Annotated in this window: 22 protein-coding genes; 13 read left to right on the top strand and 9 right to left on the bottom strand. The window is 66.0% G+C overall.

Annotated features, from left to right (window positions below):
- Positions 1 to 157 precede the first annotated feature (157 nt).
- Together BMY53_RS01145 and BMY53_RS01140 are read left to right on the top strand one after the other, a co-directional pair.
- A complete protein-coding gene (locus BMY53_RS01145) occupies positions 158 to 1105 on the top strand; it encodes an alpha/beta hydrolase (protein ID WP_092942722.1) in 948 nt (315 codons plus the stop codon).
- Positions 1102 to 1989 (top strand): YbgC/FadM family acyl-CoA thioesterase, encoded by an 888-nt coding sequence (locus BMY53_RS01140; protein WP_092942719.1) that lies wholly within the window; start codon positions 1102 to 1104, stop codon positions 1987 to 1989. The genes BMY53_RS01145 and BMY53_RS01140 overlap by 4 nt, the downstream gene beginning before the upstream one ends.
- A gap of 41 nt (positions 1990 to 2030) precedes the next feature.
- Here BMY53_RS01140 and BMY53_RS01135 read toward each other — a convergent pair whose 3' ends face one another.
- From BMY53_RS01135 to BMY53_RS01120, 4 genes are all read right to left on the bottom strand, one after another.
- Entirely contained in the window at positions 2031 to 3209 is a 1179-nt protein-coding gene (locus BMY53_RS01135) for an alpha/beta hydrolase (protein WP_092942717.1), read from the bottom strand.
- A 305-nt stretch (positions 3210 to 3514) separates the two neighbouring features.
- Positions 3515 to 5269 (bottom strand): cation:proton antiporter domain-containing protein, encoded by a 1755-nt coding sequence (gene ybaL, locus BMY53_RS01130; protein ID WP_092942714.1) that lies wholly within the window; start codon positions 5267 to 5269, stop codon positions 3515 to 3517.
- On the bottom strand, positions 5269 to 5589 hold the full coding sequence (locus BMY53_RS01125) for a DUF4936 family protein (protein ID WP_177200659.1): 321 nt from the start codon (positions 5587 to 5589) through the stop codon (positions 5269 to 5271). The genes ybaL and BMY53_RS01125 overlap by 1 nt, the downstream gene beginning before the upstream one ends.
- An 8-nt stretch (positions 5590 to 5597) precedes the next feature.
- Entirely contained in the window at positions 5598 to 6572 is a 975-nt protein-coding gene (locus BMY53_RS01120) for a CAF17-like 4Fe-4S cluster assembly/insertion protein YgfZ (protein WP_255369974.1), read from the bottom strand.
- A 139-nt stretch (positions 6573 to 6711) separates the two neighbouring features.
- On the opposite strand from BMY53_RS01120, the gene mltG reads away from it, so the two are divergent.
- The 9 genes from mltG to BMY53_RS01075 all read left to right on the top strand — a co-directional run bounded on the left by mltG (position 6712) and on the right by BMY53_RS01075 (position 13537).
- Positions 6712 to 7683, top strand: a complete 972-nt coding sequence (gene mltG, locus BMY53_RS01115; protein WP_255369973.1) for an endolytic transglycosylase MltG — start codon at positions 6712 to 6714, stop codon at positions 7681 to 7683.
- 34 nt (positions 7684 to 7717) lie between these two features.
- Complete coding sequence (gene tmk, locus BMY53_RS01110; protein WP_092942706.1) at positions 7718 to 8329, top strand: dTMP kinase; 612 nt, start codon at positions 7718 to 7720, stop codon at positions 8327 to 8329.
- 5 nt (positions 8330 to 8334) lie between these two features.
- Positions 8335 to 9387, top strand: a complete 1053-nt coding sequence (gene holB / locus BMY53_RS01105) for a DNA polymerase III subunit delta' (RefSeq protein WP_092943701.1) — start codon at positions 8335 to 8337, stop codon at positions 9385 to 9387.
- Between the two features lie 166 nt (positions 9388 to 9553).
- Positions 9554 to 9964 (top strand): PilZ domain-containing protein, encoded by a 411-nt coding sequence (locus BMY53_RS01100; protein ID WP_092942703.1) that lies wholly within the window; start codon positions 9554 to 9556, stop codon positions 9962 to 9964.
- 56 nt (positions 9965 to 10020) lie between these two features.
- Positions 10021 to 10806: a TatD family hydrolase gene (locus tag BMY53_RS01095; RefSeq protein WP_092942700.1), complete on the top strand. Its 786-nt coding sequence runs from the start codon at positions 10021 to 10023 to the stop codon at positions 10804 to 10806.
- 70 nt (positions 10807 to 10876) lie between these two features.
- On the top strand, positions 10877 to 11593 hold the full coding sequence (locus BMY53_RS01090; protein WP_177200657.1) for an ankyrin repeat domain-containing protein: 717 nt from the start codon (positions 10877 to 10879) through the stop codon (positions 11591 to 11593).
- Between the two features lie 140 nt (positions 11594 to 11733).
- Positions 11734 to 12000, top strand: coding sequence for a hypothetical protein (locus tag BMY53_RS01085; protein WP_092942694.1), 267 nt, complete (start codon positions 11734 to 11736; stop codon positions 11998 to 12000).
- A 140-nt stretch (positions 12001 to 12140) separates the two neighbouring features.
- Entirely contained in the window at positions 12141 to 12755 is a 615-nt protein-coding gene (locus tag BMY53_RS01080; RefSeq protein ID WP_092943699.1) for an OmpA family protein, read from the top strand.
- A gap of 26 nt (positions 12756 to 12781) precedes the next feature.
- Positions 12782 to 13537 (top strand): hypothetical protein, encoded by a 756-nt coding sequence (locus tag BMY53_RS01075; protein WP_143073869.1) that lies wholly within the window; start codon positions 12782 to 12784, stop codon positions 13535 to 13537.
- 9 nt (positions 13538 to 13546) lie between these two features.
- Here the strand turns inward: BMY53_RS01075 and BMY53_RS01070 are convergent, their stop codons facing one another.
- Entirely contained in the window at positions 13547 to 14380 is an 834-nt protein-coding gene (locus tag BMY53_RS01070) for an oxidoreductase (RefSeq protein WP_092942688.1), read from the bottom strand.
- 135 nt (positions 14381 to 14515) lie between these two features.
- Here BMY53_RS01070 and BMY53_RS01065 point away from each other — a divergent pair, with 135 nt between their 5' ends.
- Positions 14516 to 15424, top strand: a complete 909-nt coding sequence (locus BMY53_RS01065; RefSeq protein WP_092943697.1) for an AraC family transcriptional regulator — start codon at positions 14516 to 14518, stop codon at positions 15422 to 15424.
- A 60-nt stretch (positions 15425 to 15484) separates the two neighbouring features.
- On the opposite strand, the gene BMY53_RS01060 is transcribed toward BMY53_RS01065, so the two are convergent.
- Entirely contained in the window at positions 15485 to 16447 is a 963-nt protein-coding gene (locus tag BMY53_RS01060; protein WP_218151155.1) for a pectate lyase family protein, read from the bottom strand.
- Here BMY53_RS01060 and BMY53_RS01055 point away from each other — a divergent pair.
- Positions 16422 to 16763, top strand: coding sequence for a hypothetical protein (locus BMY53_RS01055; RefSeq protein ID WP_092942682.1), 342 nt, complete (start codon positions 16422 to 16424; stop codon positions 16761 to 16763). The two genes, BMY53_RS01060 and BMY53_RS01055, sit on opposite strands and share 26 nt — an antisense overlap.
- A gap of 572 nt (positions 16764 to 17335) precedes the next feature.
- Here the strand turns inward: BMY53_RS01055 and BMY53_RS01050 are convergent.
- The 3 genes from BMY53_RS01050 to BMY53_RS01040 form a co-directional block, all read right to left on the bottom strand.
- The gene (locus BMY53_RS01050; RefSeq protein ID WP_092942680.1) at positions 17336 to 17884 is read right to left on the bottom strand and encodes a hypothetical protein; all 549 of its coding nucleotides are present in this window, start codon (positions 17882 to 17884) and stop codon (positions 17336 to 17338) included.
- A gap of 74 nt (positions 17885 to 17958) precedes the next feature.
- Positions 17959 to 18120: a DUF1328 domain-containing protein gene (locus BMY53_RS01045; RefSeq protein ID WP_083525687.1), complete on the bottom strand. Its 162-nt coding sequence runs from the start codon at positions 18118 to 18120 to the stop codon at positions 17959 to 17961.
- 320 nt (positions 18121 to 18440) lie between these two features.
- Complete coding sequence (locus BMY53_RS01040) at positions 18441 to 21818, bottom strand: amidohydrolase family protein (RefSeq protein ID WP_092942677.1); 3378 nt, start codon at positions 21816 to 21818, stop codon at positions 18441 to 18443.
- Positions 21819 to 21822 lie beyond the last annotated feature (4 nt).

Genomic DNA, 21822 nt, shown 5'->3' with positions numbered 1-21822 from the left:
GTCTCCTGGCGGGTGGAAGGGCTGTGCGGAGGGTGCGTCGGTGGCGAGGGATGAGTCTGGGAGAATGCGCGCATCACGCAGGCCCCTGTCACAAGCAATGAAGGCCGCAGCCTAAGCCTTGGAGTTCCCGTTGAGTAGCACCTTGTTGACACCGCGCATGGCTGCGGTGCTGGAGCGTATCCACCGCGCCAATCGCCCCGCCTTTCACAGCCTCACCCCCAAGCAGGCCCGTATTGCCTATCTGATGGGCGCCGAGATCCTCGATTTGCCGCGTGCGCCGCTGCCCCGCATTGAGAACCTGCGCATTCCAGGGCCGGCTGGCGAGATGGCGGCCCGCCTGTATGCCCCGCAGGACCAGGCGGCGGGCCCGCTGCCGGTACTGTTGTACTTCCATGGCGGCGGTTTTGTGATCGGCAACCTGGAAACCCACGACAGCCTGTGCCGCCAACTGGCGCTGCGCTCGGGGGCGGCGGTGGTGGCCCTGGATTACCGGCTCGCACCCGAGAACCGTTTTCCGGCCGCGGTGGATGACTGCTGGGCCGCCTTGCGCTGGCTGATGCAGGCGGCGCCCTCGCTGGGTCTGGACCCTGCCCGCGTGGCGGTGGGCGGGGACAGTGCCGGCGGCACGCTGGCGGCGGTCACGGCCCTGCATGCGCGGGACATCCAGGGCGAGCTGGGCCAGTCCCTGGCCTTGCAATTGCTCATCACCCCGGGTGCCACGGCGCATGCGGACACGGATTCCCACCGCAAGTTCGCCCAGGGCCACCTGCTGGAGGCGGACACCATTGCCTGGTTCTTCAACCAGTACCTCGCGGACGCGCAGCGGGATGACTGGCGCTTTGCGCCCCTGAACGCCGAGGACCATGAGGGTCTGGCGCCGGCCTGTCTCATCCTGGCCGAAGCGGACCCCTTGATCGATGAGGGGGTGGCGTACGCCGATCTGTTGCGCGCCAACGGCAACGAGGTGCAGCTGGAGCTGTATCGTGGCGTGACGCACGACTTCATCAAGATGGGCCGCAGCATTCCGGAGGCCGAACTGGCGCTGGATGCCTGTGCCCAGGCGCTGCGGCGCGCGTTCCACCTGGAAGAGATCGGCACACCATGAGCAACGCCCCTACCGTCACGCCTGTCCCCACCCGAAAGCGGTTCCGCTTCATGGAGCGGCTACGGGTGCGCTGGGCCGAAATCGATGCCCAGCAAATCGTCTTCAACGGCCACTACCTGACATATTTCGACACGGCGGTGAGTGGTTACTGGCGGGCGCTGGCGTTACCGTACGCGCAGACCATGCAGGCCCTGGGCGGCGACCTGTTCGTGCGCAAGTCCTCCGTGGAGTACCTGCAGGCGGCGCACTACGACGAATTGCTGGATATTGGCGTGCGCACCGAGCGTGTGGGGACCACGTCCCTGACGGTGGCCTGTGCCGTGTTCCGGGGCGATGAGTGCCTGGTGCATGGCGAGCTGGTTTATGTCTTTGCAGAGGCGGAGAACCGGACGCCGCAGCCGGTGCCTCAGGCCCTGCGCGAGCTGCTGCTGAGCTATGAGCGCAACGAACTGATGACCGAGGCCCGGGTGGGCAACTGGGCCACCCTGGGGGAAGACGCTCACCGCATCCGCCAGGCGGTCTTTGTGGAAGAGCAGCGCATTCCGGCCGAAATGGAATGGGATGCGGCGGACGACAGTTGCACTCATGCGGTGGCCTACAACCGCATGGGCCGTCCGCTGGCGACGGGCCGCCTGCTGGAGCATGTGCCGGGCGTGGCCAAGATCGGCCGCATGGCGGTGCTGTCGCCAATGCGGGGCAGCCGGGTGGGGCGCCAGGTGCTGGATGCCCTCATGCAGGCCGGGCGCGAGCGCGGTTACCGCGAAGTGCTGCTGCATGCGCAGCTCAGCGCCGAGGGCTTCTACACCCGGGCGGGTTTCCAGCGGCGTGGGCCGGTGTTTGAAGAAGCAGGCATCCAGCACGTGGAGATGGTTCGGGCGCTGTGAGCCTGGCCACCTCGGCTCGCGGGAGTGATGCAGACGTTCCCTTAACGCAACGGGGCCGTCAACTGGCCGGTGTGTCCTAACCAACCCTGGGCGGGGCCGGTGAGCCAGTTGCGGGCGGCGGGGGATTGCTTCAGCTGCCAGTCCAGGAAGGCGGTACTGGTTTGTTGTGCGGCGATGAAGGCCAACTGGGCTTCATGCAGGCCGCGCCAGTCGGGCTGGTTGGGCACCGGCTGCAGCATGCGGTTGCCAGCACCCATGCCGCCACCGGGACCACCGCCCATACCGCCACCACCACCCCCACGGCGGCCTCCACCGCCACCACCGCCCCCTGCACGGCCGCTGCTATCGGCGCTTTCGCCATTGCGGCCTTGTGCCACGGCTTGGGCGGGTGCTTCGTTGCCTGCGAGGGCCGAGTGCGTGATGCCGCCGAGGGACAACAACCAGGCCTTGTCGGTGGGCATGGCGTCGAAGGGCAGGGTGCGCCAGGAGGTCTGCTGGACCAGGCCGATCACGTCGTCATCGTTGGGGCCGGTCAGCCCGAGCACGGGCAACTGCAGTTGACGGAAGCGTTCTGCTGGCGGGTTGGCCATGACCTGAGGGCTGACGACCACCACGGCCTTGGGTTGGAAGTTCCGCAGTGCCATGGTGGTGCCGTCTGCCAGCGGTTCACCGGCGATGGTCATGGCGGCTTGTGCGCCGAGCTCATAACCTGCGACGGCGGCGCGGGACCAGTCCAAGGCCCGCCACGGTGTTTCGCCGGCTTGTCCCAGCCGGCGTGCCTCGGCCACCAGGGCATCCAGGGTCGTCAGACGTTGGCGCAGCATCGCCTCGGCGTAATGCTGCTGGCCCAGCCGTTTGAACTCGGCCGCGCGTGCCAGGTCGGACGCCCAGGCTTGGGCATCCGCCTCCAACGGCTGCACGGACAGTACGGCGTAGCCGGCGGCGGCCCAAGCCTGCCGCCACTTCTGGCCAGCGTTCTCGGATTCACCCAAGCCTGGCAGATACACCACCACGGGGCGCGCGGGGCCGCTGGCATAAGCGCTGCCAATGGTCAGGTTGAGCCGGAACACGTCATTCTTCAGCCGCCACTGTTGGGCGAGCACGGTGACCGCCTCGGCTTGCGCGGGGTAGCCCTGGGCTGCGAAGGTCTGCTGTTGGCGCTGTTCCTCCAACCGCGCCTTTGGTGGTCCGCCGCAGGCCACCAGCAGGCCGGATGCCATGGCCAGCGCGAGCGCTAACGTCGCCCACCGGGCTTGGGCTCTTGGGCGGCAGGGACCCGTCATCATGGTCACCGAAGTAACGGTGGCGGAGCTGGACTTAGCGGGGATGGATGGCATGGGCAGACGCTAGCGAGTATCTGTAAAGGGCGAGTTGCTGCCGCATGTGCCTCACTGGTTCGACGCAGTGCGCGGTTCGGAAAGGGCCGGCCCTTTCCTGCGCAGTCAAAAAGAGCAACCTCCCCCGCAAACCCAGTCTCTTCGCATTGAAGCAAAGAGGAGAAGAGAAGAGGAGAAGAGGAGAAACGTCAGTGCCCTGGCACAGCCGCAGCGGGTTCCCGCTCGCCCTCCACTGGCGCATTGAACCGCTGCAGCACGTGCCGACTCATCCCGCGTGCCAGTTCCTCTTCGCCATAAAACACCGTCCCGAGGTTTTCCTTGCGCAGCAGTTCGGACTCGTCCTCTCCGTGCGTCCGCAGCACGATCTCGATAGCTGGATTCAGCTGACGCGCAATCTCCGCCATCTGCCGAGCTTTCATCGAATCCGGCAGTGCCACCACCAGCATGGCGGCTTTCGCGATGTGCGCCTGGATCAGCACCATCGGGTCGCTCGCATCCCCGCTCACGGCAGCCCGGCCTTGCTTGCGCAGGGCTTCCACCGTCTCGCGATTTTGCTCGGCCACCACCACCGGGATGTCCTGCTGCGCCAGTGCCTTTGCAATCCGGCGCCCCACGCGGCCGTAGCCCACCAGCACCACCTGCCCCTCCAGGAACTCCCGCTCCGTGGACATGGGCAGTTCCGCATAAGGGTCGTCACGCTGCTCCAGCTTGCGCGCGAACGCCGAGCGCGCCAACACCCAGCGCTGCACCGGCCCCACCATCGCAAACATCACCGGATTCAGCGCGATCGAGAACAACGCGCCCGCCAGCACCAGGTTCATCCCGTCCTTGGGCAGCAGCCCCAGTTGCAACCCCAGCCCTGCCAGGATGAAACTGAATTCACCGATCTGCGCCAGGCTGGCTGACACCGTCATCGCCGTGTTCAGCGGATAGCGGAAGACCAGCACCAGCGCGGCGGCGGCCACCGCCTTGCCCACCATGATCACCAGCAGCGTGGCCAGCAGATGCCACGGTTGGTCCACCAGCGTCATCGGGTCCACCAGCATGCCCACCGACACGAAGAACAGCACCGAGAACGAGTCCCGCAGCGGCAGAGACTCTTCGGCCGCCCGGTGGCTGTACTCCGACTCGCGCATCACCATGCCGGCGAAGAAGGCGCCCAGCGCGAACGACACATGGAACAGCTCCGATGCGCCGTAGGCAATGCCGATCGCGACCGCGATCACCATGAGCGTGAACAGCTCGCGCGAACCGGTACGCGCCACCTGCCAGAGCATCCAGGGCAGCAGCCGGCGGCCAACCACCATCATCAGCACCACAAAGGCGGCGATCTGCGCCAGCGTCTGGGCAATCGTCTGCCACAGCGGCGCCTGATCGCCTGCCCCTGCTGCACCCGCCACACTAGCCACCGCCCCGCCCAGCACCGGCGCCAAGGGCGGCAACAGCACCAGGATCAGCACGGTGGCCAGGTCTTCCACCACCAGCCAGCCAATCGCGATCCGGCCGTTGAGGGAGTCGATGGCGCCCTTGGCTTCCAGCGCCTTCAGCAGCACCACCGTGCTCGCGCACGAGAGCGACAACCCGAAGACCAGCGCACCACCGGTGGTCCAGCCCCAGCTCTTCGCCAGGGCCGTGCCCAGCAGCGTGGCCACCGTCATCTGCACCACGGCCCCAGGCAGGGCAATGCGTTTAACGGCCAGCAGATCCTTGAACGAGAAATGCAGCCCCACGCCAAACATCAGCAGCATCACGCCGATTTCGGACAACTGGGAGGCAATGCCGATATCGGCCACGTAGCCCGGTGTGGCCGGGCCGATCATGATGCCGGCGAGCAGATAACCCACCAGGGCGGGAACCTTGAGCCGTTCTGCGATGAAACCGAAGATGAGGGCCAGGCCGAAGCCGGCGGCGAGGGTGCTGATCAGGGTGACGTTATGTTCCATCAGGCACCGGCCTCCGACCCAGCGATGGGCCCGAAGACTTCGCGATGGCGCGGGCCCTGGGCGAACGGGCCCATGGCGGTGGCCACGCGCAGTTCGGTGCCGACGGCATCAGCCAGCGGTGGCGCATAGATTTCCATCCAGGTCTGGAACACCGGGTCATGGTCGCGGCGCTGCAGCAGCCGTACCGGCTGGCCGTCCCGCGCGGTCTCGAACGCCGCCAATGCGGCGGGGGCCTGGTCCAGGTGCACGCGGTAATAGACGTACAGCTCCTGGGCGATGGCAGCCGGTGTGGCTGGTTGCCCGGCTTGTCCTGGCTTCATGACCGCGCTCATTGGGGTTCTCCGATGATGTAGGGAAGCGGGAGGTGGCTCAGCGCCGGACCTTCGGCGCTGCCCAGGTGCAGGCTGCCGCCCTCCAGGGCCGCCAGCTTGACCTCCGCCAGCAGCACGTCCTGACCGTCGGAGCGGCCCACGGCGGCCACCAGGCCGGCGGGTTGGCCGGGGTCGGCACTGTGGAAGATCTCCTGAGCCAATTGGGGCCGGGCACCATCGGCCACGGTGAACGGCTGAGCGCGGCGCTTGATGGTGCCGCGGTACTGGCTGCGCGCCACCACTTCCTGGCCGGGATAACAGCCCTTCTGGAAGTTCACGCCCCCCACCAGTTCCAGATTGATCATCTGGGGCACGAACTGCTCGACCGTGGCGCCACGTACCCAGGCCAACCCGGCGCGTACATCCAGGCCTTGCCAGTCGGCCAGATCGAGGGCGGGCAGGGCCGGCGCGGGAGCCGCAGCCGCCTGCAGCAGCAGGAAGCGGGGCAGGCGGCCGTCATCCGGCAGTCGGGTGACCAGGGCCTCCTGACCGTCGGCCGTGGTGAAGCGGCCCACCTGCCAGGCCTGTGCCGGCGCCGAAGCACCCAGCCAGGCGGCGGCGGGTTCACCGGCCAGACCCCACGCGGCCCACTCGGCGCTCGCATCGGTCAGTTTGCATTTCGCACGCATCACAAACATCGACAGCCGTTTCAGCGTGGCGGGCAACACATCGGCCGGCAAGGCCAGCAGCACGGATTGGTCGTCCGGCTTCAGCGCCACCATGGTGGCCAGCAGGCGGCCCTTGGGCGAACAGTAGCCCGCCAGGCGGGCCTGCTCTGGCGTTTGCAGGGCCAGGTCCTGCGTCAGCTGGGTGTGCAGGAACTTGGCGGATTCTTCCCCTTGGGCGCGCATGACGCCCCAGTCGGTCAGGCGGACAGCGCCGGCCAGGGAGGCGGGCGACGCTGGCGAGGTTGGGCGGGAAATCTCGGTCATGGGCCCGATTATCATCAGCCCCGCATTTCATAGAGGGTGTCCGGTCTTGGCACGAGCAGGAAACAAGTCAAAAAAACGGGGATCCCGGGCCCACACAGGCTCTGGGAGCGCGGGCGTTGGGCGCTGGCTGGCCAGGCTGGTGCTCGCGTGTGTGCTGCTGGCCGGCGGGGCGGCGGCCCTGGGGTTCTGGTGGTTGCAGCAGCCGCTGGCCCTGGCGCGGCCCAGCGTGGAGCTCTCCATCGAGCCCGGCACGCCGCCGCTGCAGGTGGCCCAGGCCTGGGTGGGCGCGGGTGTGCAGAGCGATGCCCGGCTGCTGTATGAGTGGTTCCGCTGGTCCGGCCAGGCCCGGAAGATCCGTGCCGGCAGCTACGAGGTGCATGGCGGCATCACCCCCCGCGAACTGCTGGACAAGATGGTCAAGGGTGACCAGACCCTGGAGCAATTGCGCATCATCGAGGGCTGGAACATCCGCCAGCTGCGTGCCGCCCTGGCCGCCGCTCCCGCGCTGAAACAGACCACCGCGGGTTTGAGCGACGCCGAGCTCATGGCCGCCATCGGCGCGCCCGGCCTGCCAGCCGAGGGGCGCTTCTTCCCCGACACCTACGCCTACAGCCGCGGGGTGAGCGACATCACGGTGCTCAAACGCGCCTATGCGCTCATGAGCAAGCGGCTGGAGAGCGCCTGGGCCGGCCGCAGCGACGGCCTGCCCCTGCGCAGCCCGGAAGAGGCGCTGGCGCTGGCCTCCATCGTGGAAAAGGAAACCGGCGCGGCGGCGGACCGGGGCCTGGTGGCGGCGGTGTTCGTCAACCGGCTCAAGGTGGGCATGCCGCTGCAGACCGACCCCACCGTCATCTACGGCCTGGGCGACAGCTTTGACGGCAACCTGCGCAAGATCCACCTGCAGACCGACTCACCCTACAACACCTACCTGCGCGGCGGCCTGCCGCCCACACCGATCTCCATGCCGGGCCTCGCCTCGCTGCAGGCGGCCCTGCACCCGACGCCCTCCAAGGCGCTGTACTTCGTGGCCCGTGGGGACGGGACCAGCCAGTTCAGCGACGACCTCGCCGCGCATAATCGCGCGGTCAACAAATACCAGCGTGGCCACTGAGCCGCGCGGACGGACAAGAGCGGAAAAAACAGCCGTGACCGGCAGATTCATCACCTTTGAAGGCATCGACGGGGCCGGCAAGTCCACCCATGTCGAACGGGTAGCGCAACATCTGCGCCAGCGAGGCGCCAGCCTGGTCCAGACGCGTGAGCCCGGTGGCACCGCGCTGGCGGAATCCCTGCGCGCGCTGTTCCTGCACCAGGACATGGATGGTCTGACCGAAGCGCTGCTGGTGTTCGCCGCCCGCCGGGACCATCTCCAGCGCGTCATCGCGCCGGGGCTGGCGTTGGGCCAGACCGTGCTGTGTGACCGTTTCACCGATGCCAGCTTCGCCTACCAGGGCGGCGGCCGCGGCATGGACTGGCAGGTGCTCAACACGCTGGCCGGCTGGGTCCAGCAGGGCCGCGAACCCGACCTGACCTTCTGGTTCGACGTGGATCCGGCGGTGGCCGCAGCCCGCCGTGCCCAGGCTCGCGAAGCGGACCGTCTGGAACAACTGGACCTGGATTTCTTCACCCGCGTGCGCGCCGCTTACGCGCGCCGTGCCAAGGAGGCGCCGCACCGATTTGTGCGGATCGATGCCAGCCAGTCCATTGACGGGGTCGGTGAGCAGGTGATCCGGGCGCTGCAAGCGCGGGGATGGTGAGCACCATGGCGTCCGCTTCAGATTCCGATACCGACATCACCGGCCTGGCCGCCAACGGCCAACTGCCGCTGCCCTGGCTGGCGGCGCCATTGCAGCAGGCGCTCACCCAGGGTCGCAGCCATGCGATGCTGTTACAGGGCCCCGCCGGTGTCGGCCAGTTCGACCTGGCCCTGCTGCTGGCCCAGGCCTGGCTGTGTGAAGGCCGTGCCGCGCCGGACCAGCCCGGCTGCGGCCAGTGCGCCAGTTGCCGCCTGCTGCATTCGCGCTCCCACCCGGACTTTCAGGTGCTGCTGCCCGAAGCCCTGCGTGAACCCCTGGGATTTGGCGCCATGGACGCCGAAGGGGCGGAACCCAAGGCCAGCAAGGCCAAGCCCAGCCGGGAGATCAAGATCGAGGCGGTGCGCCAGGTGCTGTCCTTTGCCCAGGTCAGCGCGGCGCGTGGCAAGGCCAAGGTGGTGGTGGTGTACCCCGCCGAAGCGTTGAATACCGTGGCGGCCAATGCGCTGCTCAAGACGCTGGAAGAGCCGGCGGGTTTGCTGCGATTTGTGCTGGCCAGTGCAGCGCCGCAGCAACTGCTGCCCACCATCCGCAGCCGCTGCCAGCCCTTGCAGATGGCCTTGCCGGCCCGTGACGCGGCCCTCGCCTGGCTGACCAGCCAGGGGGTGGAGACCCCGGACGTGCTGCTCGCCGCCACCGGCGGCCGCCCGCAGGAAGCGCTGCTCTGGAGCGAAGAGGGCATTGCCGCCAAGACCTGGCTGGAACTGCCCCGCCGGATCGCCCGGGGCGAAGCCCAGGCCCTGACCGATTGGCCGGTTCCGCGCGCCATCGCCGCCATGCAACGCCTGGTGCACGACCTGATGCGGATCGCCCATGGGGCCTCGCCCGGCTTCTTCCCGCGTGACGCATTGCCGAAACTGCCCGCTGTGCGAACCGCGTTGGACCAATGGGCGCGTACCCTTCAGCAAGCGGCGCGGCACGCCGAGCATCCGCTGAACGCCGGTTTGTTGATGGAATCCCTGGTGGCCCAGGGGCAGCAGGCCATGCGCCCAGCGCGCTGAGGGGCTCGCCCAGCCTGCCGGCGCCCCGGGCGTACACCTTTGCTGCCATTTGATGCGCTTTGATGCCAATTGCTTGACGCGGGCTGGCTGACGGAGGTCGGCACCCGCCCCCGAACCGATCCGAGACCGCTAGACTCACACCATGAGCGAACTCACTCTCAAGCCCATGAGCTCTGCCCCGCCTCCCCATGCGGCCGCCGGTGCTTCCGGTGCTTCCGGTACCCCCGCGGCTGGCGCCCCTCGGCCGAGCGTGATCCAGCTCGTGTTCAAGGAGAAGGGCGCGTTGTATGCGGCCTACATCCCCATCTTCTCGGAAGGTGGCGTGTTTGTGCCCACCACCCGGGACTACAAGCTGGGTGAAGACATCTATCTGCTGATGAGCATGCCGGAAGACCCGCAGCGGTACCCGGTGGCGGGCAAGGTGGCCTGGATCACGCCGGCCAATGCACCGGGTGGCCGAACCCAGGGGGTGGGTGTGCGCTTCCCGGCGGACGAAAAAACCCGGGTGATCAAGCTCAAGATTGAAGAAGTGCTGGGTACGGCCATTTCCTCGACCAAGCCCACCCAGACCATCTGATCCACCTCGTGGGTTCTCACTGATGCGCGCGGCCCGTCCGCGCGCCTTGCATTCCGATGTTCATCGACTCCCACTGCCACCTCAACTTCCCCGAACTCAAGGCCCAGTTGCCGCAACTGCTGGACGCCATGGCGCAGGCGCGTGTGTCGCAGGCGGTGTGCATCAGCACCATGGTGGAGGAGTTTCCGCAGGTCAAGGCCCTGGCGGACGCGCATCCGCAGCTGTTTGCCACTGTCGGCGTGCATCCGGACACGGAAGAGATGCAGGAGCCGACGCTGGAAGGCTTGGTGGCCGAGGCCCACCACCCCAAGGTGGTGGCCATCGGCGAGACCGGGCTGGACTATTACCGCCTGAACGGCCGGAGCATCGCGGACATGGAATGGCAGCGGGAGCGGTTCCGCATCCACATCCGGGCCGCCCGCCAGACTGGCAAGCCGCTGGTCATCCACACCCGTTCCAGCGCCGAGGACACCCTGCGCCTGATGCGGGAGGAGGGTGCCAGCGAGCCCGGCGGTGTTCTGCACTGCTTCACCGAGACCATGGACGTGGCCAAGGCCGCGCTGGACCTGGATTTCCACATTTCCTTCTCCGGCATCGTCACCTTCAAGAACGCAGCGGATCTGCGTGAGGTGGCAAAGGTGGTGCCGCTGGACCGCATCCTGATCGAGACGGACAGCCCGTATCTGGCGCCGGTGCCTTACCGGGGCAAGACCAACCAGCCCGCCTACGTGCCCTATGTCGCGGCCTTGATCGCCGAGCTGCGTGGCATGCCGGTGGAGGCTTTTGCAGAACATTGCACGGCCAATACACGGCGGCTGTTCCGGCTGCCAGCAGCGGCCTGAGCGGGCCTCAGAAACTGAAAGGGCAGAGATGGCTTTGACGGTGTGGTCGCAAAGGGTTTGGCTGAATCTGGTGGGTACGGTCGCCGCGGCCGTCTTGTCGGGCGGCGCGGCAGTGGCGCAGCCGGCGGCGCGCGGGGCTTCCGCCCCTTCGGCAGCGGCCTCGGGGGCCGAGCGGCCCGCACCGCCCCCCTTGCAGGTGGCCGCCCGCTTTGACCATGCTGGCGAAGTGACGAAGCTGCTGCTGGCGGGTGCCGATCCCAACGCGCGGGACGCCCAGCGCAATACAGCCCTGCATGTGGCGCTCCGGGAAGAGTCCGAAAACGCCTTCAATGCGCTGCTCAAGAGCCCGGCCCTCGATGTCAATGCCATCAACCAGGCGGGGGAAACCCCCCTGATGCTCGCCGCCATCAAGGGCCGGCTGGAATGGGTGCAGACACTGGTGGCGCGCGGCGCCCATGTCAACGAGGCCGGCTGGGGGCCCTTGCACTACGCCGCGTCCGGCCCCAACGAGGCCGTGGTCCGCTGGCTGGTGGAAAAGGGCGCGGACCTCAATAGCCGCTCACCCAATGGCACCACCCCCCTCATGATGGCGGCGGGGTACGGCGGGCTCAGCAGCGTGGATGTCCTGCTGGCCGCCAATGCGGACGTGCGTCTAAAGAACGATGTGGGCTACAGCGCGGCGGACTTTGCCAAGCGCGCAGGTCAGGACGAACTGGCGCAGCGGCTGACCCAATTGGCGGCCCACGGTGTGCGGGCCAAGGGCCATCCCGTCGAGCCGTCGAAGTAACAGAACCGTTGCATGGGGCATCTCCTGTCAGTGGCCTAGGAATTCGTCTGACACGGCGTTTGGCGCTGGGCCGACTGTCGAGAAAAGAGGGCGGCTTCTACAGTTCATCCCACGCTGAACTGCTTCAACGGAGCCCCCAAATGCACACGACCACCCAAGACTTCGCCGCTGCCAACCCTTTCGCGATGCTGCTGGACCCGGCGCGTGTCATGCAGGAGGTGGCCCGTTCGGAACGTCTGCAACGCCTGCGCAGCCGGGTGTACCGCCCGCTGGACAAGCCGCTGATCGCTCACCGTGACGCCGCAGACCTGGCCAGCTTCGACGAGGAAATCGACGGCACCGAATTGAGCGAAGCCGACCTGCTGCCCCTGGACGGCAACGATGCCGACCAGGCTGCTGCGGTCTGAGGCGCCCACCGGCAGAGCTTGTCGGCGCTGTCTGACTTTCGCTTCCGACAGCCGACTACACCTCCCGGCCCCCGCGTTCTCTAGCATGGAATTAACGATCCCCTTCATGCCAACCGCATGCAACGCCCCGGGAGATGTCCATGCAGACGACCTCTTCAGTTCCAGTTTCCGCAGCCCGCCAGCATCCGATTGACGGCCTGAGCCTCTCACTGGCGCCCTTGGTGGCGCTCACCCTTCTCACCACCGGTTGCGCCTCCATGAACGAGCGTCACCACGGCCCCGCCCAGGGGGCTTCGGTGAGTTCGACGGCCGGCAATCTGTGGTCGCGCCAGATGGATGAAAAGCGCGCCGCGCTGGAACGCGCCACCGCCGGTACCGGCATCGAAGTGGTGCGAACGGATGACAACCAGCTGCGCCTGAACGTCCCGGCTGATGTGTCCTTTGACGCCGGGCGAGCCGACGTCAAGCCGACCATGCGCCCCGTGCTGGACGAAGTCAGCCGGCATCTGGACGCCAATGTACGCCTGACGATCGTCGGTCACACCGATGGCATCGGCCCGGCTGCGATCAACGATCCCCTGTCTCTGGATCGTGCGGAAGCCGTCCGGGAATATTTAGTGAACCATGGGGTACAGAGAGGCCGACTACTCGTTGAGGGTAGGGGCGCGCGCGAACCCCTGGCTAGCAATGCCACTGAAGCTGGCAGGGCGACCAATCGTCGCGTGGAAATTTTCTTGTCGCAACCCGCGTCCTAAGATCCATACTGAGTTGGGAGCATGTCATGACTGCTTTGTTCCGAACCCTTCGTCGTCAACCCGCCCAGGCAGGTGCTTACGCTGGTGATGACCGTACGGCCCCGAAGGCCACCGTTCCGGCGGTGTTCATGGCGCTGCTGTTGCCCGCCGGGATGGCTTTGGCCGAGCCGGCAGCCAACAAGGACTGGTCCTCCTCCTCGCTGGACGACCGTGTGGAGTTGACCGGCAACAGCCTCGCGGATCGCGTCAGTGCCAAGCCGGCCCGACGCGTGAGCGTCACGCAGAGCAGTGGGGAACCCCTTGCGACGGCGGGTTTGTCCGGTTCGGCAGCCAATTGGTATGGCCGCTCGGCCACGGCTCGGCAGACGATGGTGTGGGGGCAGCCCTTTGCTTCTACAGGCCTTCGCGTCGGGTTGGGTGTGGAGCAACGCGGTCCGGCCATTGGGGGCGGCCTTTACCAAAATCCTTATCGCGGCTGGCGCGCTGGTGCCGCCGGCGATTCCGGCGTGTTGCTGGGTGTGGCCATGCCGATGACGGCGCGGTCCCACGTCTTCCTGGAGACGCCGCTGGTTGAGGGTGAGCGGTCGGCTTACCAGGATCTGAACCTGAACGGCCTGGAGCCGCAGGGCCGACAAGTTCGCGTCGGGATGGTCTTCAACACCCGCAAGCCCTATGCCGATTTGCGCAAGGGCTTGCGCATGGAGCTGAGCGGCCAGTCGTCCCTGTCCGTACGCCCTCGGGGTGGCGGCAAGGTGGCCGTAACGTTCCAGAAGCTCTTCTAACGGAAAAGGTCAGCCATCCGTCGATCTGCTGACGGCTTCCCATTCGGAAATATCGGCGCTCAAAGCGCTGAGCTTGTCTCGCACCATGGCCACGGCGTCACTGCCCAGCAGCAGATGCGCTGGCGGCGCATCACTCTCGATCAGCCGCAACATGGCATCCGCCGCTTTGTCCGGGTTGCCCAACTGCGTGCCACTCTTGGCCTCGCGCGCTGCACGGATCGGATCGAATATCGCGTCGTAGTCGGCGATGCTTCGTGGCGAGCGCGCCATGGAACGCCCTGCCCAGTCGGTCCGGAAGGAGCCTGGCGCCACAGCGGTGACGGCGATACCCAGCGCCTTGACTTCCTTGCCCAGCGCTTCGGAGATGCCTTCTAACGCGAACTTGCTGCCGCAGTAGTAAGTGATTCCTGGCATCGTGATCAACCCACCCATCGAGGTGATGTTGATGATGTGCCCCCGTCGGCGTTGACGCATGAAGGGCAGTACGGCCTTCATCATGGCCACCGCCCCAAAGACGTTGACATCGAACTGCCGGCGCATCTCGTTCAGCGACGATTCCTCCATCACACCCTCATGGCCGTAGCCGGCGTTGTTCACCAGCACGTCGATAGGGCCGACCGTGGCCTCGATCTCGGCGGTGGCGGCAGGAATGGCGTCGAAGTCGGTCACGTCCAGGATGCGTCCGACGGCATGCCGGGCATGCAGCTGTTCAAAGGCCTGTTGCGCATGGACGCTTCGCACCGTCCCGACGACGCGATGCCCCGCCGCCAAAGCCTTCTGTGCCAGCGCGCGGCCAAAGCCGCTGCTGACGCCGGTGATGAACAAGGTCTTCTGCGTTGACATGCAGGTTCTTTCAAAATTTGAAAGAGGGCAGAATATTCTTCGCGCTGGGCCATTTCGAGCTCAGAAGTTCTCCATTTCTTGCCTATTCTTATGAAGCGGTCCTCCACGCGCCAGGCTGAACCTGCAGACAGCGCGATGACCCTGGCACGTGCGCTGGCGCCGCGCGAGGGATACAACCTCACCGCGTTACCGGGCGTCCGGGTGCTTCGCTCGGATCGGCCCCTGGCCGACACCCCGGTGCTGTATGACCCTGGCATCGTTGTCGTGCTCCAGGGGGCCAAAAGAGGCTTTTTCGGAGAGGAGGTGATCGTTTATGACCAGGCGCATTACCTGGCGGTCGCCGTGCCGGTGCCTTTCACGATGCAGTCGGAGGGGGATCCGCAACGCCCCTTGTTGGCGCTGTACCTGCACCTCGACTTCCAGCTGGCCGCCGAGCTCCTGGTGGAACTGGATCGCGAAGGCGGCGAGGCGCCGCCCCACTCGGCCAGAAGCCTGGTGGCCAGCCCCATGGATGTTGATATGCGGCAATCGGTGCTGCGCCTGCTGCAAGTGCTCAGCCGTCCGCTGGAAGCTGCTGTCCTGGGGCGTGCTGCCGTGCGGGAGTTGTATTTCCGGGTGCTGACGGGACCGCAAGGCCAGTCACTGCGGGCAGCGCTGACCCAGCAAGGCCAGTTTGGCAAGGTGGGCAAGGCGCTGCGGCGTATTCACCGTGATCACGCCAGCCGGCTCGATCTGGGGCTGCTGGCGCGTGAAGCGGGCATGAGCGTGCCGTCGTTCCACGTGCATTTCAAGGCTGTCACGCAGAGCTCGCCGATGCAGTACCTGAAGTCCACCCGTCTCCATCAGGCGCGGTTGCTGATGGTGCGCGAGGGCATGACGGCTGCCGCCGCCGGCCACGCCGTCGGCTACGAGAGCACCTCGCAGTTCAACCGCGAATTCAAGCGTTTGTTCGGGCTGACCCCGGCGGCGGAGGTGCGGCGCATGAAGGCGAGCTTCGAGGTGCCGCCGGCGCCGCCAGGGTCGAGCTTCGTGTCGTCGCATTGACTTGGCGACACGCTGAAGGGACCTCTGCATCGCGCCCGCGAGAGGTTCCTTAAGTCAAACTCAGCTGCAGCTCAACTTGGCGAGGCTGGTGCCGGCGCCTGCCACCTTCGGCAGGTTGGCCTTCACACAGCTCGGCGCATCGGGCGTGTAGCTGTAGGTCAGCGCTACCGGGAAGGTGGCTGTGGAGGTCCAGTCCGAGGCATTGCGCGACGGCGACGAATCCGCATCAGTCCAGGTGATCCCGTAGGTCGTGAAGTCCGCCGGCTTGGTGATGTTGTTGTTGCGCAGCTCCCAGTAGCCAATGGCGGAACTGTCGCGCGAGGTCACCGGGTTCTTCGCGTTCTCGAAGTAGTTGGACTCGATCAGCGAGTACCCACCCATGCGGACGTTGATGCCCGAGGCCGTCACACCGCTGTAGAGGTTGTTGTAGATGTGGGTGTAGCCGCCCCGCTGCAGCGGCAGGCGAGAGCCGACGTTGTAGTAGTAGTTGTGATGATAGGTGATGTAGCGATCACTCGAGTCGCTGTCACTGCTGCCGATCAAGCCCACCTTGTGGTGATCGTGCATGTAGTTGTAGCTGTAGGTGATGTGATGCGCACCTGCCTTGTTGTCCACCAGGCCATCGAACTCCAGGTCCCCGGCACCCGTGCATTCCGCGAGCGAGCTGAACAGCGTGTTGTGGTCGATCCAGATATAGCCCGGGTACTTGCTGCTCTGGCCTTCGATGCCGATGGCATCGATGGAACCGGGCAGCAGACCGATGGTCATGTTGCGGATGATGACGTTGGTGGCGCCGCCCTTGATGGCCAGGCCAAAGTTGGCTGCGGAGCCATTGGCGCCCTGGATCGTGACATCGCTCTTGTTCTTGACCTCGACGATGTCGCCAGCCGCCTTCTGCCACTGTGTGCAGGGGTCCGGAATGGTTGAGAAGTCAAAGGTGCCGGCATAGGTGATGACCAGGCCGCCGCTGCCGCTGTAGGCATCAATGGCGGCTTGCATGGCCGCAGCGGTGGTGACGGTCACGGCCGTGGTGGTGCCGCCGCCGGTCACCGTGCCGGCAAACCCGCCGCTGGTGGTGTCGGTGGTGGTGGGCGTGGTGGTCGTGGATGTCGCTGGCGCCGGGGCTGGCGACGGGGAAGGGGTGGGCGATGCCGCGGGCGTGGGGGACGCCGCTGGCGTTGGAGATGCGGCCGGCGTGGGCGATGCCGCTGGTGTCGGCGAGGCCGCGGGCGACGTGGCGGGGGTGGTCGTCGACGTGCTGGTGGTGTCGGTGCTGTTGGCGCTTCCGCCGCCGCAGCCCATGGTCAGCATGGAGGCCGCCAGGGCGGCCGCGAAGTAGCGGAGTTGAGCCAGTTCCACCGGGCCGAGTTCTGTGCGTTTCATTGGTATCGTGCTTGCAGATATGCGCAGCCAAGCCCGCTGTCCGATAGGGATTCAGCGTGCCACTGCAGTTGTGCCTTCGCTGCGACATCACCCCCGCGTGCGTCGCAATACCAAGGCGCCCTCGTCTCGTTGGCGGTTGGCCCTATAGATATGGATATGCGGGCCACCGCTCTCTGTTTTCGCCCGTGTTCGTACACCGGCGGCGGGATGCTATCGGCCGTACACAGCACGACCCTGTAACTGGCGGTAAAGAGTGTGGTTGACCCGTGAGGATCGGGCCGGATTTAGAAAGGGGTATCTATCTAAGGAAAACCACGGCGCCCTCGGCTCGCGAGAGTGATGCAGCGATTCCCTCGCTCTCGCAAAAAGCAAAAAGGCACTCCGATGAGTGCCTTGATGCAGATGGCCGTTCCGGGGAGCCGGGGCTGTTGTTCGTATTCTTGCCCGGCCCGCCGGTTTTGCCTTTAGGCGGCAGCTGATGGAATCAGCCGCTGCCCCCCACTGGGGTGATTACAACGGGTGCTGGATTCAGCGTTGGTTGTAGCGAGCCTTGGCGGAGTTGACGCACACGTCCTTGGCGTCGCCAGCCAGCGTGCTGCACTTCTCGGAGGCCAGCTTGTAGTCAGCCTTGACGCGAGCCTCTTCGGCGTCGTCCACGGCCTCGGCGACCTTCTTGTTCATCTTGGTGTCGGCCTTGGCCTTTTCATAGGCGGTCTTGGCCTCGCGGGTGCAGACGTCCTTGGCATCACCCGAGCGGTCATCGCAGCGTTCCTTGGCGATGTCGTAGCGGGCTTCATAACGCGCCTCGACCACCTTGGTTTCGTCCTTGCTGCTACCGGAGTAGTTGTATTCCAGCTGGGCGAGGGCAACCTTCTCGCGACCCTTGGCTTCTTCGACGCAGATGTCCTTGGCATTGCCGGACAGTTTGTCGCAGGCGTCCTTGTCGACCTTGTAGGTTTTCTTGATGTCGTCCTTGGCGCCATCGTAGACCGACTTGGAGAAATTGGCGGCCTGGGCCATGCCGCAGCTCAGAGCGATGGCTGCAGCGAACAGGGTGGTGAGGGTGGGCTTGTTCATGGTTGTCCTAACTCTGTTGTTGTGGGAAGCGGAATTGCCAGACAACGTGGTGTGCGTCCACGTCGCTTGCTGCGTCATTTACGCAGCAGGCTCATCACGAAGGTCGCAACGGCCATGATCACAAAGACGAAGAAGAGAATCTTCGCGATGCTCGCGGCACCGGCGGCAATGCCGCCGAAGCCGAAGAGCGCAGCGATCAGGGCGATGACGAAAAAGACGACGGCGTAGTGCAGCATCTGGATCTCCTGGTGCGGCTCCGTGCCGCGATGAGTCCAATGTAGGGATTTGCCGGGTCGGTGTGGGCAGTCCCCGGCCGCAAGATCACGTCGGTCTGGGCGGCGGGTCGGTGTAGGAGGAGGCCTACCGAGTAGGGGGCACCCCATGATCAACGGGCATCAGGACTGGCTGGACGGTCTGGTCGCCCATGCCCGCAGCCTGCTCGCCACGGCCTGAGCCGAGGATGGGTGAAGCGCGGCCCAAACCAAAAAAAGCGCCTCACGGCGCTTTTCGAGAAGAGGGCCCAGCAAGGGGCCCTTGAAGCCTCCGGCTGGGGGGCTCAGTCGCCGTGCCCGTGGCCGTGCTCCACGCCGGCAGCCTCGGCATCCACCGGCGCCGCTGCATCCTTCCCGTCAAAGAAGAACGCCTGGCGCGGCTTCTGGCGGGGCCAGACCTCGTTCATCGCGGGAATGTCGTACAGCCGGCCGCCCAGCATCACCTTGCTGATCTTGTCGCTTTGGCGGATGTCCTTGAGCACGTCCCCGTCCAGGACCACCAGATCGGCCAGCTTGCCCGCTTCCAGTGAGCCAATGTCCTTGTCCAGGCCGAGGTAACGGGCCGGATTCAGCGTGGCACTGCGCAGGGCCTCCAGCGGGGTCATGCCGCCCAGACCCAGCATCCACAGCTCCCAGTGGGCGCCCAGGCCTTCACGCTGACCGTGCGCGCCAATGTTGACCGGCACGCCCGCACGCTGCAGTTCGGTGGCGGTCTTGGCCACCTGGATGACGTTGAAGTCTTCCTCCGGCGCCGTCTCGCGCCGCACGCTGCGCGGCTCCAGCACGGTCTTGGGCACAAACTTGCTCAGGATGGGATGGCGCCACACATCCGTGCGGGCGTACCAGTAATGCTCGCCGTCCAGGCCACCGTAGGCCACATTCAGCGTGGGCGTGTAGCCCACTTGCGTCTGCGGCCACAGCTGCTTCACGTCCTCATAGACCTTGGGCACGGGCAGGGCGTGTTCGATGCCGGTATGGCCGTCCACCACCATGCTCATGTTCATCTGGTAGAGGCTGCCGCCCTCGGGCACGACCATCATGTGGGTCTCGCGGGCCGCTTCCAGCACCTGCTGGCGCTGATCGCGCCGCGGTTGGTTGTAGCTCTTGACGCTGAACGCGCCAGCGGCCTGCAGCCGTTTCAGGTGGGTGGTGGCGTCGTCCAGGCTGTTGATGACGGCGGAGAAGTCCGCCTTGGCACCGTACAGCACCGTGCCGGTGGAGAAGATGCGCGGGCCCACCACACGGCCGGTGCGCTGCATCTCGGCTTGCGTGAAGATGTCGCTGGTGCGGTTGGACGGGTCATGCAGCGTGGTCAGGCCAAAGGCCAGGGAGGCATAGTTCACCCAACTCTGCTGCGGGATGATCTCCGTTTCTGCCATCGTGCCATGCCAGTGCGCGTCGATCAGTCCAGGGATGATGGTCTTGCCCGCCGCCTGCAGGGTCTGCGTCCCCGCAGGGATGCTCACCTCGGCGCGGCTGCCGATGGCCTTGATGCGATCGTTTTCGATGAGCAGCACACCGTCTTCGATCACCTGGTCCGGCTGGCTGGCCTTCATCGTCACGATGCGTGCACCCACGATGGCAAAACGGCCCTGCGGCTTGTCGGCCACCAGCGTGGGGCCGATCTTCACGCCATGCTCGGCGGCCTTGAAGCCGGGCTTGGCGGCTTCCGCCAGCGAGACGTTGAACAGCTCATTGCCCAGCGCGTAATGCAGCGAGCGGCTGTCTGCCGACCATTGCAGGTCGTCGGCCGCATTCACGTCCAGCCGGGTGACCGGCATGGCGTCCGCCTTGGGGCCCACCGTGAGCGGCTTGCCGCTGGGCGCCAGCGGCGTGACGTAGGTGTGAAAGCGTTCGTTGAAGCCCAGGTACAGGCCGTCCGGCGACACCGTAAAGGCGGTAGCGAATTCGCTCTTGGCCACCACGGTCTCCTCGTGCTCGTCCAGCTTCAGGCGCACGAGTTGATGCAGGGAGTCCACTTCGCCGGTCTGCTGCGTGCGGGTCACGTAGAGCGTGTTGCTGTCGGCGCCGAATTGCGGTGTTTCCCCCTCCTTGGCCACGCGGCGGGGCTGGCCCTTGCCGTCGGCGCTGGCGATGTAGATGCCCGGCTCCAGGGCGTTCCACGGTGAGGTCAGGTAGCCGCCCTTGGACTTGCGATAGGCAATGGTCTTGCCATCCGGTGAGAACACGGGGTAGAGGTATTTGCCTTGTTCGGGCGTGATGAGGATTTCGCGGCCGGAGGCCAGGTCCAGCTTGCGTACGCGGGCCTGCTCGGCATCGTTCCAGCTCACGAAGACCAGTTCACGGCCATCACGGGAGAAGCTGGGGAAGTATTCGAAGCGTTCGGTCTGTGCCGTCAGGCGCTTGGCCTCGCCGACGGGTTGGCCGTCGCGCAGTTCGTTCTGATAGAGATAACCGGCGGCGGAATAGACCACGCGCTTCCCATCCGGTGAGACACGCACCCAGCGCAGCATGCGGGATTCGAATCGGTCCGGCGACACCTCCTGCGCAAAGCGCAGGGCAGGGCGGATCTCGCGTTCGTCCTTCACATGGAAGGGGATTTCGGTCACGGTGGGGCTGGAGAGCGACTTGAAGGGATCCACACGCCAGAGCTTGCCCTGGGCCCACGCCACTATCTGCTTGCTGTCGGGCGTCCAGGCGATGCCGGGGTACACGCCATGCACCGACCAGGCTTCCTGCAGGTCGCGTTCCAGGCCATTCCAGGCCGGGCTTTCCCGCCCGGTTTTCAGGTCCTTGATGAACAGGGTGGTCTGGCTGCCGCTGTCATTGCGCAGGCGACGGATGAAGGCCAGGTACCGACCATCTGGCGAAGGCGTCGGGCGGATCGCGCCACCGGGGCCGGTCACGAAGGCTTCGTTGGTGCCATCGCGCAGGTCCTGGCGGTAGATGCGGAAGATCTCGCCGTTGCTGTCCTTGTTGTATTCGAAGGAACGACCCGGGGTGCTGTCCTGCGAGTAGTAGAAGTATTTGCCATCCGGGGAGATGGCGGGCTCGCCGAGGTCCTTCTGCCAGTTCGGCTTTTCGTTGAGTTGCTGGCCTTTGCCGCCGTCCAGCGAATACATCCAGATTTCGCCGCTGCCCAGCGAACGTGTGCCGGTGAAGTGTTTGCGCGCCAGCAGGTATTTGCCGCTGGGGTGCCACACCGGGTTGTTGAGCAGGCGGAAGTCCTCGGTGGTGATGGCGCGGGCCTGGCTGCCGTCCACGTTCATCACCCAGATGTTGTCGCCGCCGCCAGCGTCCGACACGAAGGCGATCTGCTTGCCGTCCGGCGAAAAACGAGGCTGCATCTCCCAGGCCATCGAATGGGTCAGCGCCTTGGCTTCACCGCCGCCGATGGGCATGAGGTAGAGGTCACCAAGCAGGTCGAAAACGATCTGCTTGCCATCGGGGCTGACGTCCACCGACATCCAGGTGCCGGTGTGGACATCGAGCTGGGCGGTGCGCTTTTCGCCGGGAGGCGCGTTGACATTCCATTTCGCCGCGGCGGCTGGCGTGGAAGCCGCAGCGGCAGGGCCTGCGGTGACCGCCGGTGCGTCGGCCGCGACAGCCTGCGTGGCGACAAAGGCGGTGGCGCAGAAAATGATCACGCCCGCAGAGGCGGGCGTGAGGCGCAAGAGGGGGGAGAGCTTCTTCAGCGACATGGTC

Origin of the sequence: Roseateles sp. YR242 (genome assembly GCF_900109745.1) — a bacterium.
Taxonomy (GTDB): domain Bacteria; phylum Pseudomonadota; class Gammaproteobacteria; order Burkholderiales; family Burkholderiaceae_C; genus Roseateles.
Note: the sequence above shows the minus strand (reverse complement) of the source record. Positions and strands in the feature narration are given on the sequence as shown.